Origin of the sequence: Sphingomonas gellani, from assembly GCF_900110035.1 — a bacterium.
Classification (GTDB): Bacteria; Pseudomonadota; Alphaproteobacteria; order Sphingomonadales; family Sphingomonadaceae; genus Sphingomonas; species Sphingomonas gellani.
Window position 1 is genome coordinate 1 of the sequence record NZ_FOCF01000013.1, and the last position, 17,263, is coordinate 17,263.

Sequence of the window (17,263 nt, forward strand, 5' to 3'; positions counted from 1 at the left end):
ACAAGGATGCCGACGCCCCCATCTTCCAGGTCGCCGATATCGGTCTGGTCGGCGACCTCTTCACCCTGATCCCCGAACTGACAAGCAAGCTGTGACGGCGGGAGGGGCGCAGCACCGGCCGCCCCCTCCTCCTCTTCACACAAAGCTGGGCTTGGGCCCGGCCAACGCACAGCTACATTGATCGCCCACTGAATCAGGGGATGTTCGACCGACCCTTTCGGAAGGACACCCATGTCGCTGACGCTTGCCCTTCTTCTCGCCGGCCAGATCGCCGGTACGCCGACCCCGCAGGACCAGACTGCGGGTCCCGCCACCTCCACCCCGCAACAGGCCGATGACGCAGCCGATGGGGAAGACAGCGGCCGCACCGGCCCCGCCGCGCAATCGGGCAGCGGCGAAGTGGTCGTCACCGCCCGCCGCCGTGCCGAATCGGCGCAGCGGGTGCCGATCGCGATTTCCGTGATCGGCGGCACGGCGCTGGCGGAAACCGGCACCTACAATGTCAATCGGCTGACCCAGATCCAGCCGACGCTCCAATTCTATTCCACCAATCCGCGCAATTCCGCTGCCAACGTCCGTGGCCTGGGCGCCCCGTTCGGCCTGACCAACGACGGCATCGAACAGGGCGTCGGCATCTATGTCGACCAGGTCTATTACAGCCGCATCGCATCGGCGACGTTCGATTTTACCGACACCGATCGGATCGAGGTGCTGCGCGGGCCGCAGGGCACGCTGTACGGCAAGAACACGACCGCGGGCGCGATCAACATCATCAGCCGCGCGCCCAGCTTCACGCCCGAAGCACGCGTGGAGCTGACCGGGGGCAATTACGCGTTCTTTCGGGGCAAGGCGTCGGTGTCGGGCCCCCTGGTCGATGACAAGGTGGCGATCCGCCTGTCCGCCTCCGTCACCACGCGCCGCGGCACCATCTACAATGTCCGCCAGGACGAATGGCAGAACAGCCAGGACAACCAGTCCTTTCGCAGCCAGATCCTGTGGAAGGCGACGCCCAGTCTCGACCTGACCCTGTCGGGTGACTACAACCACCAGAACCCGAATTGCTGCGTGCAATATTATGCGCGTGTCGGCGCGACGCAGCGGCCGGTGACCCGGCAATATGCCGCGCTCGCCGCCGCGCAAGGATACCGGGTGCCGTCCACCGACCCCTTCGACCGATTGGCCGATGTGGACACCGACCTGCGCGCCAAGCAGGAACTGGGCGGACTGTCCCTGCTCGCCAACTGGGACCTGGGCGGCGCGACCGTGACATCGGTCAGCGCGTGGCGGTTCTGGAACTGGAACCCGTCCAACGACCGTGATTTCATCGGCCTGCCAATCACCACCGTCTCCGCCAACCCGTCGCAACAGCGCCAGGTCAGCCAGGAGGTGCGGATCGCCTCGGACGGCGACCGCACGCTCGATTACGTCGCCGGGCTGTTCTACTTCCGCCAGACGATCGATACGCAGGGGTTGCAGGTACAGGGCCCGGCCGCGAGCGCGTTTCTGCTCAATCCGACCAGCACGGGCGGGCGCAATCCGGCGACGCTGAACAACCTGACGTCGCGCAATACGATCGGCTTCACCAATACCAGCGCGGCCGTGTTCGGCAAGCTGACCTGGCATGCGACCGACCGGCTGTCCGTGTCGCCGGGGCTGCGCGTCAATTACGACCGCAAGAGCGGCCATTACCTGTCGACCGTGACCAACGGCACCGGTACCGCGCTGACTGCGGATCAGCTCGGCGTGCTGGCGCCGCAAAGCTACGATCCGCGTTTCAGCAACTGGAACCTGTCGGGCGATCTGACCGTCGCCTATGACGTCACGCCGGACGTGCATTATTATGCCACCTATGCCCGCAGCTATAAGTCGGGCGGCATCAACCTGTCCGGCCTGCCGCTGAACGCGACCAACACCGGCGTCGACCTGTCCACGCAGACCGTGGACCCGGAAAAGGTCAATCATTTCGAATTGGGGCTGAAGACGCAGGCACTGGGCCGTCGCCTGACCGCCAACCTCGCCGCGTTCTGGACGGAGATCGACGATTACCAGGCGACGGTGAACAACGGCCAGCTGACGGTGATCCGCGGCTATCTGGCCAATGCCGGTAAGGTGCGTACGCGCGGCGTGGAACTGGATACCGCCCTGCGGCCCACCGACCGGCTGAACCTGTATGCCAATGCGGCCTACACCGACGCGAAATATGTCCGCTTCCCCAACGCCCCCTGCCCGCCCGAACTGTCGGGCGGCAATCCGGCTCTGAACGGCGCCACGCCGGCTGCCGCCGGCACGCCGGGGCTCAGCCCGCTGGTCTGCGACATTTCCGGACGGGTGCTGCCCGGCGTATCGAAATGGGCCCTGTCCTATGGGGCGGAATATGACGTGCCGGTGCAGTTGGGCGACACCGCCGGTCAGGTCTATTTCGGCTATGACGGCAGCTATCGCTCGCGCTTTTCGTCGAACCCGTCGCCCTCCGCCTACACCTATATCGGCGGGTACGCGCTCAGCAATTTCCGGTTGGGGGTGAAGACCGACACGCGGTGGAACATCTTCGCCTGGGTGCGCAATGCATTCGATCGCGACTATTTCGAGCTACTGGCCACGCAATCCGGCAGCACCGGCCTGATCGTCGGTCAGCCCGGCGATCCGCGCACTTACGGCGTGACCGTGTCCAAGGCGTTCTGATCGCTGCCACCCAGCGCATCGCGCAGGCGGACGGCCATGTCCTCCAGCGTGATGCGCGACACCGCCGCGTCGGGGTCGTCCGCGTCGCGCAGCAGGTCCGCCACCGCCAGCTGGATCTGGGTGATGTGATCGACCTGTTGCAGGCTGTCCATGTGGCGGCGCAGCGTGTCGGGATCACCGCCCAGTTCCCAGGCCAGGTCGCCTAGCATGACGGACGCCCGCGTCAGCTCCGCGACCAGCGCCTCGGCATAGGCGCGCGGCAGGCTGATTATGTCTTGGCTCATGGGCAGGCGAACTCCGGTGGTCGGGCAGGATGTTCCATAACCACCGGAGGGCGCAACCGCTCCCGCGTCACCATGCGGTAACTGCGGCCACCCTGCCTCAGAACTCCGCCCAATCGTCCTGCGCGACGGCCAGCGCGGTGTTTCCGGACGATTGCGGCCGAGCCACACGGGCGATGGAGCGGGCGCGTGCCGGCGCGCGCGGCGCGAGCTGATGGACGGTGCCGCCATCCGATACGGCCGGCGCGTGGCCGTCCAGCGTGAAGCGAGCGACCTCGCGCGCCAGGCCATCCGCCTCCTCCGCCAGGCTGCGCGCGGCGGCGGTCGCCTCCTCCACCATGGCGGCGTTCTGCTGGGTCACGCCGTCCATCTCGGACACGGCGGTGTTGACCTGTTGCAGGCCGGTCGCCTGCTGTTCGGCGGAATTGGCGATGGTGGACACCAGTTCGCTGATCTCGCCGATCCGGCCGATGATCCGTTGCAGCGCCTTGCCGGTCTCGCTGACCAGCGCGACACCCGCCTCGACCTGTTCGGAGGATGCGGTGATCTTTGTCTTCACATCCTTGGCCGCGTCGGCGGACCGCTGCGCCAGCGCCCGCACCTCGGACGCCACCACGGCGAAACCCTTGCCCGCATCACCGGCCCGCGCCGCCTCGACGCCGGCGTTCAGCGCCAACAGGTTGGTCTGGAACGCGATGCCGTCGATGACGCTGATGATGTCGGAGATTTCGGTCGAGGAGCGCTCGATCCCGCCCATCGCGTCCACCGCGCGGCGGACGACGTCACCCGAATGCTCCGCTTCGCCACGCGCCTCCCGCACCGCCGTGTTGGCGCGCACCGCTCCGGCCGCCGTCTCGCGCACGGTGCTGGTGATCTCGTCCATCGCGGCGGCGGTTTCTTCCAGGCTGGCGGCCTGCTGCTCGGTGCGCTGCGACAGGTCGTCCGATGCCTGGCGGATGTCGGCCGCGCCGTTGTTGATGCCGGTCGCCGCCTGCTTCACCGCGGCCATCGCATGCGCCACCGCGTCCATCGCGCGGTTGTAGTCCAGCCGCAGCCCCTCATACCCCTCCGGGAACGTGGTTTCGATGCGGAAGGTCAGGTCGTTCTCCGCCACCTTGCCAAGACCGGTGCCCAGCGCCTCCACAACCTGCTTCTGCGCGACGCTGGCGGCGGCGACCGCGACGCCGTTCGCGCGGAACACCTCCATCGCCTTCGTCATGCGGCCCACGCAGTCGCGGTGATCGGCAAACGGGATCACCGATTGCAGGTCGCCGGCGGCAATGCCCTCCATGCGAACGACGGTGCCGACATACGGGTCGCAGACCAGTTTCTTCGACGCAAAGGCGATCACCACGACCGCGCCAAGGGCGGCCAGCGCGGCGCCCGTCAGGACCGTCGTCGATGCCGCACCGTGCACGGCCAGCCAGGTCGTCGCGACCGGGACGGCGGTGAGCAGGACATATGCGACGCCCAGTATGTCGAACTTGCGCCGGACGGGCGCGTGCTTTTTGAACCAACTGATCATCACAGGTCTCCGAAGCCGTGCTGCGCCGTGAGAGCACGCCCCGCATCGCAGCGGCGTGGACCGTGGGGCATGACGATACATCTACACCGGACCGGTTATAGGTCCGTTTTGGTTAAGCTAGTGGTTTACCACAGACGGTGAGGGGCGCTCCGCGACCAGCGCTGTACGCACCAGCGCCGCCACCGACCCGCTCTCCAGCTTGGTCATGATGCTGGCCCGGTGGACCTCCACCGTGCGCAGGCTGACGCCCAGCCGCTCGGCGATCCGTTTGTTGCTGAGGCCCTCCAGGATCGCGTCCAGCACTTCCAGTTCGCGCGTCGTCAGCCGCGCCAGCCGCTCCCGCGCCGCCCGCCGGAACTGTGATTCCGCCTCCAGCGCGCTCAGCCGGTCGTGCGCGGCGTCGACGGCGGCGAACAGCAATTCCGCGCGGTATGGCTTTTCCAGGTAATCGATCGCACCCAGCTTGATCGCCCGCACCGCGGACGCGACATCGCCATGCCCGGTCAGCACCACGGTGGGCCAGGCATCCTCGCGCTGCGACACCTGTTCCAGCAGGTCCATGCCGTGCATGCCGGGCATCAGCAGGTCGAGCAGGACGCAGCCGGGCTCATGCTCCTCCATCGCCTCCATGAACGCATCGCCCGACCGGAACGGCACTAGGTGCAGGTCCCGCCGTGTCTGGAGCAGCGCGCGCAGCGATTCACGCACCTCTGCCTCGTCGTCCACGATGTACACGAAGCGGGTCACGCCTGATCCTCCATGATGTCGGCGGGCAGGAGAACACGGATCAGCGCGCCGCCGCCGACACCGTTCGCGACCAGCAGTTCGCCGCCCTGAGCCTCCACGATGTGGCGGCAGATCGACAGGCCGATCCCCATGCCGTGCGCCGACGACAGGGAGGCGGAGCGCTCGGCGAACCGGTCCAGCAGGTCCTGCGCGAAGCCGCCGCCCGTGTCGCTGATCGCGATCTCAACCCGCTCGTCCCGCGCGCAACCGGTGATCACCACAGCCCGTTGCTCGCGCGGCATCTCCGCCATGGCGCCGAGGGCGTTATGCAACAGATTGACCAGCACCTGCTGCAACTGGATCCGGTCCGCGAACACGCGCAACCCCGGTTCCAGGCCCAGCCGGACATCGACCCGGCGCCGCTCATGCCCTGGCAGCGCCAGCGCCAGCGCATCCTCCACCAGCGCGTCGACCGACACCCACTCCGGAAAACGGTCCTCTTCCGACAGGAACGTGCGAAGCCTGCGGATGATGTCGCCGGACAACTCGATCTGATGCGCGGCGCGCACCATGTGCGGCAACACGGCCGCGTTCTCCGCGCGCCGCGCCTCGATCTCGGCCGCCGCCAGGAAGTTCGCCGCTGCGGACAGCGGCTGGTTCAGCTCATGCGCCAGCCCGGCCGCGACCGCGCCCACCGAGTCCAGCCGTGCGCGGCGCAGGAACTGGTCGCGCAGGTGATGCAGGTCGCGCGCCGTTTCCACGTTCTCCGTCACGTCGCGAACCGCGCCGATGATCCGCTCCAGCTCGCCATGGCGTCCGTAGACGCAGTGTCCCACCGCATCCATGATCCGCGGCCGCGATTCCGGCGGCAAGGCCCGGTAACGGAAATGCAGGTGGCCGGTGGAACGGATATGTTGCGCCACGTCGGCGGCGATCCAGGCGGCATCCTCCGGCGCGACGAAGCGCCGCCACTGGCCGAAGCTGCTCAGCGTTCCGCTCTGGAACCCCATGCGCTCTTCCCCGCCCCTGTTCCAGGTCAGCCGATCGGGGCGAACATGCCAGTTGAAGAAGCTGATCGCGTTGGCCTCGGCCACGATCTCCAGCCACGGCGCCAGTTCGAGCAGCCCATGCTCGCTCCAATTCACGGCAAAGAACGGATCGGCGGACGTCTGCGCGCCGGGTACGCCACTCGGCATCGGCGGCATCGTCTCGATCTCGGCGGACAGGCAGCTCACAGGCCGCTTCCCAGGATCGATGCGGCGTCGACATCCAGCGCGGCCGCGATCGCCAGCAGCGCACAGGTGGACAGCAGCGCGGCGGCGATCACCACCACGCCATGCGCGCCGACCCACCGGACATATCCCCCGATGCGCTTGCGCTCCCCCTGCACCTTTGCGCTGCCCGCGCCCGATCCCGCACTCATGTTGCACCTGCGTCCAAATCCTGCCCGGTCAATGGCCGATGCCGCGCGACGCGTCTGTATTGGGAAAATACGATAGTCGATCGAACGACTTAAGGGGCCCTCAAGCATTTCCTGCTAGGTTCCGACGATGATCAAAGCGCGGACGATCCTGCTTGTCGAAGACGAGCCCAGCCTACGCGACGAACTGGCTGAGCTGTTGATAACACTGGGTTTTCGTTGTCTGGCGACGGACAACGGCGCAGCGGCTTTTGATGTTCTAAAGTGCGAGAGGGTAGATCTGCTACTTTGTGACGTCAATCTGGCTGGTGAAGACGGTCTTAACCTCATCAGGCGGATGCACGGGGAGCTTGGTGAGATTTTTACAAGAATAGCGGTGATCGTGATGACCGGACATACGGCGCTGGTCGAGAGCCAGTGCGATAACATGGATCATCTTATTAGCGCTTTTCTGTTGAAGCCGATCCGGCTGCGCGATCTGCGCGCCCTGCTCGACTCGCTTATTGGCGAAGGTGTTCGCGATGTGGCTTGATCGTTCTGCCGCCGACCGGCCTGCGGAGCGCGCGCAGCTTCCCGGTATGATGCTGCCGGTTCGGGCCGTGATGCTGGGCCTTGTCGCGATCGGCTGCATCTGGATCAGTGCACAGCATCTGGAACTCGCCCCCGGCGTCGAACTCTACGCGGCGCCCTTGTTCTACCTTCTCGCACTGCGGATGTTCGGGCCGGTCGGCGGTCTGCTCGCGGTTCCGGTGCTGGTCGCGCCCACGCTTGCGTGGTGGAACACGTGGATGCCGCTGGCGATGGGCACCGTCCACATGTTGTTCTGCGCCAGCCCGCGTCTGGGCAACGCATCTCTCGCGCATCGCACCGTCCTGTTCCACGCGACGATCGGCGTCGCGGCGCTGTCCATCTACCTCGTCACGCAATTCCACGTGCCCGTCGCGCTGACCGCGATGACGGTGCTGCGCAAGGTGCTGCTGGACCTGATCTGTGCGCTGATGGTCGACCTGCTGTGCATCGGCATCGCGTTCGATCGCAGCCGGCTGACCTTCAGCCTGCGGCGCGACATATCGCTGACCGGCCTTGTGGAGGCGGCGACGCTCGGCCTGTTGACGCTGGCGGCGATGTCGCTGTTCGTCGGCGACGCGTTGCAGTTCGCCGGCAATCTCGACCGGTACAAGCTGGAACTGGATGCCACCGCCGGACGCGTGGCGGAGGCCCGGCCGAGCGCGGCGCTATCGACCGGCGCGATGCTGGCGCTGACCAACCGCGACTTCGATCAACCCGCGGTGTTCGCGCGCCGACGGACGGACGCCGTGGCGTTGGGCAAGCTGCGCCTGCAATGCCCGCCCACGACGGGAACCACCACCCTGCCGCCCGACGGATCGCTGATGTCGGAACTGCACGCCTGCCATGTCGGGCGCTTCCATGCGGAGCGGGGATCGGGCTGGTACGTGACGCAGACGGGACCCGCCGTGACCAAGGCGTTTTCCAGCCTGCTCGCGAAGATCTGCGCGCTGGTCGTGCTGATCGCCTGCGCTTTCCTGTTCCACCTGCTCACCAGACGCGCGCTGGAACGCTCGATGCGGATCTGGCGAGAGACGCTGGACGATTTCGGCCGCGCCGGCGTGGGCGACAACGCGGACCGCTGGAACTTCGCCGAGTTCGCCGTCCCCGTCCGCCAGTTCCGCGACGCAAACCGTCGTTTCCTGGCCATCGACAGCGATCGTCGCCGGCTGGTCGCCGCGGCGACCGAGCTGAAGGCCGCCATCCACCTGCGCATGCTCAGCGCCATCCGCTATGATCCGGCGAGTCATCGGCTGTCCTTTACACAAGTCGACTCCGCGCACGGCAGCACGCCAGGCGAGCTGGTCGTCCACGCCAACGACACCGCGGCCCTGCTGACCGCGATCGAGCAACAGGAACCCTGGGTCGAAATCCGCCTGCAGGACGACGGCGCCGAATGGTACATGCTGATCCTGCGTGAACGCGACGGCATGTTCCACTGGCGATCGGGCTGCATCCTCCAGCTGCGCCGCTCCAAACATGCGCAGGGTTCCATGCTCCATCAGGCCCGCCTGATCGAGCTGGGGGGCATGGCCTCCGCACTCAGCCACGAGCTGCGCCAGCCGCTGTTCACCATCTCACTCGCGGCGGAGAATGGCGGCGTGATCCTGGCGAACGCCCAGACGGAGCCGGGCCGTCGCGCCCGCGAGAAATTCGACCGCATCGGTGAGCAGGTGGAGCGCGCCAGCTCCATCATCGAACGCATTTCCCATTACGCGCGCGTCGACAGTGGCGCGGACCGTCGCATCGACCTGGCCGACACCATCGCCTCCGCCGCCCGCTTCATGCGCCCGGTGCTGGTCGAACACGACGTGCGCGTGGAGATCGAGGCGGAGTCGGACCGCTTCCATGCCGTCGCGCCGCAGGTCGGCGTGGAACAGGTGCTGGTGAACGCGATCCAGAACGCCGTGGATGCGATCGTGTCCCGGCGGGAGCGGGACGGCGGCCAGGCGATGGACTCGCTGATCCGCCTGACCCTGGACGAGGACGAGGACGATGACGGCACCGTGCTGACCGTGTCCGACGACGGCACGGGCATTGCGAGCGATCTGGAGGCCGACGTGTTCGACGCATTCCTGACGACGAAGCCGGAGGGTAAGGGAACGGGCCTCGGCCTGTACATTTCCCGCCAGATCATGCGCGAGGTGGGCGGCCGCATCCACCTGGCGCCCCGTGCCGACGGCCGACCCGGCTGCGTCCTCACGCTGCGCTTTCCGACTGTACCCGATCCCACGCCCCAACTGGAGAAGGCCGCATGACCCGCCCCGTCTACCTGGTCGACGACGACGACGCGTTGCGTGGCGAGATGAACGAGGCGCTGACCACAGCCGGCTTCCACACGGTGGCATTCGCAGACGGCTGCGGCTTCATCGCTGCGGTCGGGGAGCTGGAGCCCGGCTGCGTCGTGCTGGACCTGACCATGCCGCGATGCGACGGACTGATGGTGCTGGACGCGATCCGCCGGGCGGGCGCGGCGCACAGTGCGGTGATGCTGACGGGGCATGGCAGCATTCCCGTCGCGGTCGCCGCGATGCAGGCCGGCGCGGTCAACTTTCTCGAAAAGCCCTTTTCCCTGCGCAAGCTGGTCGTGGCGGTGGAGCAGGGTCTTGCGCGACTGGACGCCGACGATCACGAGCGCACGGGCCGGATCCAGGCCAGCACCGCCCTCGCCCGCCTCTCCGCGCGAGAGCGGGAGGTGCTCCAGGGCATGGTCGATGGCCTGCCCAACAAGCTGATCGCGCATCGCCTGGGCCTCTCCACCCGCACGGTCGAAGTCTACCGGGCCAACACGCTGACGAAGCTTGGCACCAAGAGCCTGTCCGACGCGGTCAAGATCGCCTTGGCGGGCGCCTGAACGACGGTAGCGGAAGATGCTTACTTGGGGGGAGTGGCGTGAGGCCGCTTCCAAATGCCTGCGCTTCACGTCTGGAGCGGAGGAATTTGTCCCCGCGAAGTCTGGCTTGCGTGGAGACCGCCGAGCAGCTTTCCAGGTCTACGGCCTAACGTCGGCCATCGATAGAGCGGGTCCGGAACACCTTCAGCCATGTACTGCCATGCGCGTCCCCGTCGCCGCATGACGCTGCAAGTCACCGTGGCCGCGTCATTGCTGTGACGTTCCACCGACAACAACCGAGCGAATGCCCGGACGTCATCAACCCGCCCCATGGATCGCAGGCCGACCCGTACAACCCGCCGATCCATCCTACGCCGAGGCGCCGCCAACCCGAACAGGCCCCGAAGGGCACCGCTCAGGCCGCCACTCACATCGCTGCAAGCATGTCCTTGATCGCCACGAATGCGAACCCGATCGAACTGTCCGCGATGCCGTAGGGCAGGAACAGCCGGTCGCCATGCCGCACCGCGCCACACGAATAGACCACGTTGGGCACATAGCCCTCGCGGTCCTGGTCGCGCGCGGCCAGGATCGGTTCGCGGGTCTGGCCGAGCACCTTAGACGGATCGTTCTTGTCGAGCAGCGCCGCACCGATCGAATATTTGCGCATCGCGCCGACGCCGTGCGTAAGCAGCAGCCACCCCTCGTCGATCTCGATCGGCGGTCCACAATTGCCGATCTGCACCAGCTCCCATGGATAGATAGGGGTCAGGATCTTCTCGCCTTCCTCCCAATGTCCCAGCGTGTCGGATTTCAGGAGGAACAGGTTCTCGCCGTCCTGCCGCCCCATCATCATGTACTGACCGGCGACCTTGCGCGGGAACAGCGCCATGCCCTTGTTGCGCGCGGCAGGACCCGTCATCGGTACCAGATCGAACGCGCGGAAGTCGCGGGTGCGCATCAGTTCGGACTGGATCTGCGACCCGTTATAGGCGGTGTAGGTGCCGATCCATTCCTGGCTGCCGTCATCGTGCGTGAAGTGCACGATGCGCATGTCCTCCAACCCCTTCGACTGCGCATCGGTGATCGGAAAGATCACCGTGCCCGACAGAGTGGAATCGCGATGCCGGTGCACCGTCACCGGACCCTCCAGCACGCCGTCCTTGGGCCTGTGGTGCACGTCGGTCGCGGTCGCGAAGGGAGGCTCCGGCGCCAGCTTCAGCTGGTTCTCGTCGTTGATGATCCCCTCTCGGAACGCAACGGAGGAGATATGCCCCTCCCCCACGGCGCGCATCGACATCAGGATGCGCATCGACCCCTCGGACATGCCCGACTGGTCGAAATGCGGCACCGCGCTGGGGTTCATCAGGGCAGCGGCGGCATAGCTGTATTCGTGACAGAAATAGGCGCCGATCAGCTGCCGCTTCTCGTCATCGATGTCCGCATCGTCCAGGCCCAGCTGTTGCTGCACCTCGCGATAGCGGGTCATGAACACGCGCCGCGTCTGCCAGTGCCGTGCCTCGAAATCCTTGAGCACGAGCTCAAGCTGGTCGCGCGCCTCTTCGGGCGTCATCTTCAGCACCTCGGCGACCAACCGTTCGGTGCGACTGGGCGCCTTTCCGTTCGGATCGCTGGCAATGTGAAAAGGACGCACGACGACGCGCGACGGATCGGCATGCAGCCGCAGGCGGTGGTTGAAGAGTTCCATCGCGAAAGAAGAACCGTGCGTTGTTGGTGTTCGCCGCGCCGCCGAACCGTCAGGCGACGGCGCGGGTCCTGTCTGCCACGCCTTCTACCGCCTTTGAAAGCCCCCAAATCGCACAACTCGACAGTTGCAGTGCCAGAATGGACTCCGCACCCTGGTTCTGGTTGAGCCCGTTGGGCATCAGACCGTCGAAACAGCCGCCGTCGGTCGCAGTCGCCAGCGGCATGTCGAGATCGTTCGCGCCCAGGAACCAGCCATAGGCGCGGTTCGCCTCCACCATCCAGCGCGGATCACCAGACGCTGCGAACGCGGCGGCGCAGGCCTCCACCGTCGCCTGCGCTTCCAGCGGCTGCTGGTCGAACTTCAACGGCTCCGAATAGGGGCGGTAGAAGCTTTCATGACCGATCGCGCGAAAACGACCATCGGGCGACGTCTGCTTGGCGATGATCCAGTCCAACGTGCGCAGGCCGATGTCGACGAGATCCGCGCGATCCAGCGCCATGCCGGCCACGATCAGCCCATGCGGTACACGCGCATTGTCATAGGCAAGGACCGCCTCGAACCATTCCCAATCGTCGCGGCGCGCTTGTTCCAGCAGCTTCACCTGCTCGTCTGGGAAACGCTGCAGGATCGACAGCGACAGCGCATGCCCAGGGCTTGCCTCCAGCATCGCAGCGGCGCCAAGCATGGCGAACGACTGGGCGCGCAATGACCCGAGTTCAAGCGCGATCGACCCGCTCATGTCGAAGAACGAACGCGCCCAATCGCGATGCTTCTTGTCCGTAGCATCGCGCGCCGTGACGCCCAGCGCCCACAGCGTGCGCCCGTTGGAGTCCTCCGACCCCACATCCTCGCACCAGCTACGGTCGAAGCGCATGAAGTTGCGATAGCGCCGCTCGTCCGGATTCCATGCGAACTGCACGAATGACGCATAGGTCGTCATCCACTTGTCGCGGATCGCAGGGTCCAGATCAGCCATCTGGCTGACCAGCATCAGCGCACGGGCATTGTCATCGATGCAATAACCGTGACGCCGGTCGGGCACCGAATAAATCGCGTGCTGATACATACCGGTCGCGTCGCTCATCCGCTCCACGGCGGCGAAGTCCGGCTTCAGCATCCTGGGCGAGGCCGGGCTTTTCACGATCCGGCGGGGACGGGCGGCGACGATCGTCTCCACCTCCGTCATCGTCGCCTCGGCCAGACGGCACCAGATCATCGTACGGCCGCGGGCATAGGCACGCTCCTGCAACCTTCGGCGGTCGCGGTCGCTGGACAGCAGGCGATCGATCTCACGCGCGAACGCCGCGCTGTCGCCAAAATCGACCAGCACGCCGTGTCCGTCTGCCAAAATCTCGGTGGCGTGGACATAGGGGGTGGACACCACCGCCTTGCCGACACCGATGGCGTAGGACAGCGTACCCGACGTGATCTGCGCCGGATTGTTGTACGGCGTCGCATAGATGTCCGCGGCCTGGAGATATTCCAGCAACGCGTCATGCTCGACGAACTCGTCGATGAAGGCGATGTTGTCGCCGACGCCCAGACGCTCGGCCTGCGCCTTCAGCCGATCACGATACGCCTCGCCCTCATGCTCCACCAGATGCGGGTGGGTAGCGCCCAGCACCACGTAGAGAAGGTGCGGATGGCGCACGGCGATCGCCGGCAGCGCCTCGATCATCGTCTCGATGCCCTTGTTCGGCGCGAGGAGGCCAAAGGTCAGCACGACCTCGCGACCTTCCCAGCCGAAGCGGCTCTTCAGCGTATCCGGCTCGACCAGCGAGCGGTCGGGAACACCGTGGGGGATGGTGACGATCTGCTTGGCGTTGGCACCATACACGCGACGCAGGATGTCGCCGCCACGGTCGGCCATGACCACGATGCGGTCGGCGCGGCGCAGCAGACCTTCCATGACCCGCCGTTGGTCGCCGTTCGGCTTTTCAAGGATCGTGTGGAGCGTGATGATGACCGGCAACGTGGTGCGATCGAGCATGGCGAGCAGATGCTCACCCGCCGGGCCGCCGAAGATGCCATATTCATGCTGGATCCAGATCGCCTGCGCGCCGCTCGCCTCGATCTGGCGCGCGGCGGCGACGTAGGCCGACAGATCGTCCTGCGGGATCGCGGCGATCACCGCGTTGGGATAGGCGTAGCGGCCGGGGCGGTCGTCCATCGCGTAGACGTCGACATGCGTTTCCGGAAAACGTTCGCGCAAAGCGGTGTAGCAGTCGGTGGTGAAGGTCGCGATGCCGCACTTGCGCGGCAGGAAGTTTCCGATCAGCGCCAGACGCTTGATGTCGTGCCCGAGCACCTTCACCATCATACCCTCAGCTATTTTTATGGCTCCCCATGGGGGTCACGCAACAAACGGTCGAGGTAGAAGATGGTTGCACTTTCGTTGCGGCGCAACAAAGAATCCTGTCGATATGTTCAGGTGGGATCACGCGGCAGAAGACTGGGCCGGTAAGAACTGGGGCCGGTGATTCTGGCCGTCATCCCCTGCCGCGATAGCTGGCTACGCCCTGGTCCGGGAGCCACAGGTCCGCAGGCGGCGCGCCGGACTGCCAGAACACGTCGATCGGAATGCCGCCGCGCGGATACCAATATCCACCGATCCTGAGCCAGACCGGCTTCATCTCGTTGAACAGCCGCTCGCCGATGCCGACCGTGCAATCCTCGTGAAAAGCGCAGTGATTGCGAAAACTACCCAGGAACAGCTTCAGCGACTTCGACTCGACGATCGTGTCGCCGGGAACATAGTCGATCACCAGATGCGCGAAATCGGGCTGGCTGGTGACGGGGCACAGGGAGGTGAACTCCGGCGCGGCGAAGCGCACCAGATAGGTACGGCCGGGGCGCGGATTGGGAACATAGTCCAGCGCCGCTTCCTCCGGCGATGCGGGAAGCGCGCTGGTCTGGCCGAGATGCGTTGGGGTCATGCCCGGCCATCTAAGGTGCTGCCTGCGCGGTGCAAGGGCGCATCCCGGCCTCGACGCCCGGCACGGGCACGACTAGTCCTCGACCGACTGGGTCGGCGTGTACGGAGAGGATCAGCAGCATGGACGCACTTGTCGATACCGCATGGCTGGCCGGTGAGCTGGGCGATGGCGACCTGCGGGTTCTGGACGCGGCCTATTTCGCGAACTTCCCCGGCGAGGCGCCGCGTGATGCCGCCGCGGAGCATGACGCCGCTCACATCCCCGGCGCGCTGTTCCTGGACTTGGGCACGCTCCGCGACACCGACAGCGACCTGCCGATGATGCTGCCCGATGCCGACCTGTTCGCCGAACGTCTATCGGCGCTGGGCGTCGCAGAGGCGGATCGCATCGTGCTGTACGACAACTCGCCGCACCACACCGCCGCGCGTGCGTGGTGGATGCTGACTCTGTTCGGTGCGACAAACGTCGCGATCCTGGACGGTGGCCTGGCGAAATGGCGGGCCGAGGGGCGGCCGGTGCGATCGGGCCGAGAGACTTCACCCAGGCGCAGCTTCACCGCACGACGCGATGGCGGAGCCGTGCGGTCGCTCGTCCAGATGCGCGAGAACCTCAACTCCCGCGCGGAACAGGCGGTGGACGCCCGCTCCCCTGCCCGCTTCTCCGGCGCGGAGCCGGACCCACGGCCGGGCACCGACGCTGGACACATACCCGGATCGATCAACCTGCCCTATGGTCGGCTGTTCCACCCCGATGGCACATGGAAGCGCGGCGAGCCGCTGCGGGCCGCCTTCGCGGACGCAGGCGTCGCGCTCGATCGGCCGCTGGTCGCCACCTGCGGATCAGGCATCACCGCCGCCGTGCTCGCATTCGGCGCCCATCTGCTGGGCCACGACATGCCGATCTATGACGGCAGCTGGTCCGAGTGGGGCAGCCACGCCGACACGCCGAAAGCAACCACCCCGGCCGCTTGATCGCAAAGGGCGCATGTTTGCGCCTTTCGCGGGGCCCTCCCCTGCCGCTATGGCGCACCGCATGAGCCACGATCCCGATCAGCCCACCCGCCCCGCCACGCGTGTGGTGCAGGCCGGGCGGCGGCCCGAATGGACGGGCGGCATCGTCAACACGCCCGTCTGGCGCGCCTCCACGATCCTGTATCCCACCGTCGCCGACCTGCGCGCGAGTGGCGCGCGCGACACGCACCACCGCCTGTTCTACGGCCGGCGCGGCACGCCGACGCAATGGTCGCTGGCCGACGCGCTGACGGAGATGGAGCCCGGGGCGGAGGGGACGTTCCTTTATCCCTCCGGCGTTGCCGCGATCGCGGCCGCCCTCCTGTCGGTGCTGTCCCCCGGTGACGAGCTGTTGTGCGTCGACAGCGCGTACGACCCGACCCGGTCGATGGCGGACACGCTGTTGAAGCGGTTCGGCATCACCACCCGCTTCTACGATCCGATGATCGGCGCCGGCATCGCGGGGCTGATCGGGGAGCGGACACGCGCGATCATGCTGGAAAGCCCCGGCAGCCTGACCTTCGAGGTGCAGGACATTCCCGCCATCGTCGCGGCGGCAAAGGCGCGCGGCGTGGTGACGCTGCTCGACAACACCTGGGCGACGCCGCTGCTGTTTCCCGCGATCGAACGCGGCATCGACCTGACCATCCTCGCCGCGACGAAGTACATCGTCGGCCATTCGGACGTCATGATGGGGTCGGTGACGGCGGGCCCCGGCCGCTTCGCCGCGCTGCGCGACACCAGCTTCCAATTGGGTCAGGTGATCAGCCCGGACGACGCCTGGCTGGGCAGCCGTGGCCTGCGGACGCTGGCCGTGCGCCTGAGGCAGCATGGCGAAAGCGCACTCACCATCGCGCGGTGGCTGGCGGAACAGCCGGGCGTGGCGCGGGTGCTGCACCCGGCGCTGCCCTCCTGCCCCGGCCATGACAGCTTCATGCGGGACTTCCGCGGCGCATCGGGGCTGTTTTCGTTCGTGCTCGACGGCGGTGGCGAAGCAGCGCGCGCGGCGCTGATCGACGGCCTCGCGCATTTCGGCATCGGCTATAGCTGGGGCGGGTTCGAAAGCCTGGCGCTGCCGATCGACCCGGCACGGCATCGCAGCGCCACCCGTCGCGACGACGCAGGCCCAGTGATCCGCCTGCACATCGGGCTGGAGGACACCGACGACCTGATTGCCGACCTGGACGCGGGCCTGGCGCGGTTTCGGGCGTTGCGCTGAAGCACCCGTAAGGCCGTCGCGCGGCACGGTTGTAGGCGGCACGAAGCAGCGGACGCGCGTGATTCGGCCGACGCCGCTGAGGACCAAGGAAATCCGACAGCGCTTTCGACTGCCCGCCTGTAGCAACAGCAGCGCGCAAGCCGGGAACGGATCCGCGCGGAGGCGTGAAGTTCCGCGACGGGGCCGGTAAGCTTCCACGCGGCGGATTCACAATGGCGGGCCCGGTCGCCGGGGCCGGCCCCGCCTGCGCTCCACGATCGCGCAGCCGTCTCGGGTTCGCGTTGTGCAGACTTAGGCGGCGGTGTGACCAGTGGAGCCTGACGCGATCAGGCCGGCTGGAACAGCGGCAAACGCGC

Annotated in this window: 14 protein-coding genes; 6 read left to right on the plus strand and 8 right to left on the minus strand. The window is 66.7% G+C overall.

The genetic code is table 11. The features are described from left to right. The first annotated feature begins 231 nt into the window (after positions 1-231). Positions 232-2,682 carry a TonB-dependent receptor gene (locus tag BMX37_RS17455; protein WP_093667068.1) on the plus strand — a complete coding sequence of 817 codons (2,451 nt, stop codon included), beginning with the start codon at positions 232-234 and terminating at the stop codon, positions 2,680-2,682. On the opposite strand, the gene BMX37_RS17460 is transcribed toward BMX37_RS17455, so the two are convergent. The 5 genes from BMX37_RS17460 to BMX37_RS17480 form a co-directional block, all read right to left on the minus strand. Continuing rightward, entirely contained in the window at positions 2,652-2,966 is a 315-nt protein-coding gene (locus BMX37_RS17460; RefSeq protein WP_093667069.1) for a hypothetical protein, read from the minus strand. The genes BMX37_RS17455 and BMX37_RS17460 overlap by 31 nt on opposite strands. A gap of 97 nt (positions 2,967-3,063) precedes the next feature. Next, positions 3,064-4,488, minus strand: coding sequence for a methyl-accepting chemotaxis protein (locus tag BMX37_RS17465; RefSeq protein WP_093667070.1), 1,425 nt, complete (start codon positions 4,486-4,488; stop codon positions 3,064-3,066). A gap of 117 nt (positions 4,489-4,605) precedes the next feature. After that, positions 4,606-5,235, minus strand: coding sequence for a response regulator transcription factor (locus tag BMX37_RS17470; RefSeq protein ID WP_093667071.1), 630 nt, complete (start codon positions 5,233-5,235; stop codon positions 4,606-4,608). Continuing rightward, complete coding sequence (locus BMX37_RS17475) at positions 5,232-6,449, minus strand: sensor histidine kinase (RefSeq protein WP_093667072.1); 1,218 nt, start codon at positions 6,447-6,449, stop codon at positions 5,232-5,234. The genes BMX37_RS17470 and BMX37_RS17475 overlap by 4 nt, the downstream gene beginning before the upstream one ends. After that, positions 6,446-6,637, minus strand: a complete 192-nt coding sequence (locus BMX37_RS17480; RefSeq protein WP_093667073.1) for a hypothetical protein — start codon at positions 6,635-6,637, stop codon at positions 6,446-6,448. Before BMX37_RS17480 ends, BMX37_RS17475 begins: the two co-directional genes overlap by 4 nt. Before the next feature lie 127 nt (positions 6,638-6,764). Between BMX37_RS17480 and BMX37_RS17485 the strand changes: the two genes are divergently transcribed. From BMX37_RS17485 to BMX37_RS17495, 3 genes are read left to right on the plus strand one after another with little or no spacing between them, the layout of a single operon-like run. Further along, positions 6,765-7,166: a response regulator gene (locus BMX37_RS17485; protein ID WP_093667074.1), complete on the plus strand. Its 402-nt coding sequence runs from the start codon at positions 6,765-6,767 to the stop codon at positions 7,164-7,166. After that, positions 7,156-9,459: a sensor histidine kinase gene (locus BMX37_RS17490; RefSeq protein ID WP_139198150.1), complete on the plus strand. Its 2,304-nt coding sequence runs from the start codon at positions 7,156-7,158 to the stop codon at positions 9,457-9,459. Before BMX37_RS17485 ends, BMX37_RS17490 begins: the two co-directional genes overlap by 11 nt. After that, the gene (locus tag BMX37_RS17495; protein WP_093667076.1) at positions 9,456-10,055 is read left to right on the plus strand and encodes a response regulator transcription factor; all 600 of its coding nucleotides are present in this window, start codon (positions 9,456-9,458) and stop codon (positions 10,053-10,055) included. Before BMX37_RS17490 ends, BMX37_RS17495 begins: the two co-directional genes overlap by 4 nt. 406 nt (positions 10,056-10,461) lie before the next feature. Here the strand turns inward: BMX37_RS17495 and BMX37_RS17500 are convergent, their stop codons facing one another. The 3 genes from BMX37_RS17500 to queF form a co-directional block, all read right to left on the minus strand. Next, the gene (locus BMX37_RS17500) at positions 10,462-11,742 is read right to left on the minus strand and encodes a glycoside hydrolase family 130 protein (RefSeq protein WP_093667077.1); all 1,281 of its coding nucleotides are present in this window, start codon (positions 11,740-11,742) and stop codon (positions 10,462-10,464) included. A 49-nt stretch (positions 11,743-11,791) separates the two neighbouring features. Then, on the minus strand, positions 11,792-14,059 hold the full coding sequence (locus BMX37_RS17505; protein WP_093667098.1) for a glycosyltransferase family 4 protein: 2,268 nt from the start codon (positions 14,057-14,059) through the stop codon (positions 11,792-11,794). Positions 14,060-14,231: 172 nt separating this feature from the next. Next, on the minus strand, positions 14,232-14,678 hold the full coding sequence (gene queF / locus BMX37_RS17510; RefSeq protein ID WP_093667078.1) for a preQ(1) synthase: 447 nt from the start codon (positions 14,676-14,678) through the stop codon (positions 14,232-14,234). A gap of 119 nt (positions 14,679-14,797) precedes the next feature. On the opposite strand from queF, the gene sseA reads away from it, so the two are divergent. Then, entirely contained in the window at positions 14,798-15,649 is an 852-nt protein-coding gene (sseA, locus tag BMX37_RS17515) for a 3-mercaptopyruvate sulfurtransferase (protein ID WP_093667079.1), read from the plus strand. Positions 15,650-15,710: 61 nt separating this feature from the next. Next, the gene (gene metC / locus BMX37_RS17520; protein ID WP_093667099.1) at positions 15,711-16,907 is read left to right on the plus strand and encodes a cystathionine beta-lyase; all 1,197 of its coding nucleotides are present in this window, start codon (positions 15,711-15,713) and stop codon (positions 16,905-16,907) included. Positions 16,908-17,263: the final 356 nt, after the last annotated feature.